Consider the following 1,265-nt stretch of genomic DNA (forward strand, 5'->3'; position numbering starts at 1 on the left):
GCAACAGACAGTATCAATAAAACATGAAGGTTTAATAAGTCAACTTCTGTTTTATCTGCTTCTCTTCTAATTGATTCAAGAATCATTTTACAGCCAATCATAGCTAAAAGCCCGAAAGCTATCCAGTGATCAACCCTTGAAATAAATTCTCTCAAGCTAAACCCTATTAACCATCCTATCACAGGCATAACTGCTTGAAATAATCCGAAAAATATCGCTATTTTTAAAGCATTACCAATTTTAAGGCGTTCTGCTCTTAATCCACCTACAACAGATACTGCACAGGCATCCATTGCCAATCCCAATGCTATAAATAAGGTTAAAACAATACTCATCTGATAACTTCTATAAAAGCTTCAGATGCTGCGATTATCTCAGATTAAGATATAAACAGAATATCTTCATAAGATTCTCCCTAAAATAAAAGGAGGGCTTAAGCCCTCCTTTTATTTTATATTAATCAACAGGAGGAAAGTTAAGTTCATTTCACCCAAATCTTTTCTGCCTTAAAATGCATAGGAGAAGCTGAGAATATACAAGTTTCCTTTATCCTTTCTGGAGGAAGTAGCCCCTGTTTGCCACTTGGTCTTAAAATGGTCATATTCTGCAGATATTGTAGTTACTTTACTCAAGGCATAACTTGCACCAATATAGTATTCTGAATTCTTTTTTACTATATCATCTGAAAACCCAGCTTTTTTGAGGTCGCCTATATCGTTAAACTTTGCCTCTGAATAGCCACCCCATATAGATGCTTGTTCAATAGGAGCAAGATTTGCCTCCATATTCCAGCCATAACCTTTAACCTCTTCCACATCGCCATTTGACTTAACATAATAGGAAGGAGGTTTTGAATCCAGACCGGAGAAACCGGTTGCCCCTTTCATATAGTTGTAGTTTACAGAGAGTGTCATCCAGGAAATGGGAACGGATACACCTGCAGTGGCTACCTGAGGAGATTTCTTCTTCTCTTTATCATTTGCATCCAATTTTACCTGTTCCCAGGAATATCCACCATAGACATTTATGGGTTCGCCGAAGAAGGTCTTAATGGAAGCGGTAAGCTTTCCTGCCACCCCGGGCATCGTGGTTCGGTTAACACTTATGGTCCCCGCTGTTACTGTTGATCCTACAACTTCGTCATCCTTTACATCCGCTATTGCAATCTCCGGGGTCAATGTAACCGTGCCTAAGTCTAATTCACCTCCCAGGCGCACCTGTGGAATAAGGTCGGGTGTAGATTTGATACCTGCTATCCCTGAATC

The 1,265-nt window shown here is 39.5% G+C and carries 2 protein-coding genes; both read right to left on the minus strand.

Annotated features, from left to right (window positions below; all coding sequences use genetic code 11):
- The coding region (locus J7J55_03580; protein ID MCD6141788.1) for a manganese efflux pump at positions 1 to 335 on the minus strand (335 nt) is incomplete at its 3' end.
- Positions 336 to 506: 171 nt separating this feature from the next.
- Positions 507 to 1,265, minus strand: a 759-nt coding sequence (locus J7J55_03585) for a hypothetical protein (GenBank protein ID MCD6141789.1), incomplete at its 5' end; no start/stop codon positions are given.

It is taken from the genome of Candidatus Bipolaricaulota bacterium (assembly GCA_021159055.1).
GTDB lineage: Bacteria > Bipolaricaulota > Bipolaricaulia > UBA7950 > UBA9294 > S016-54.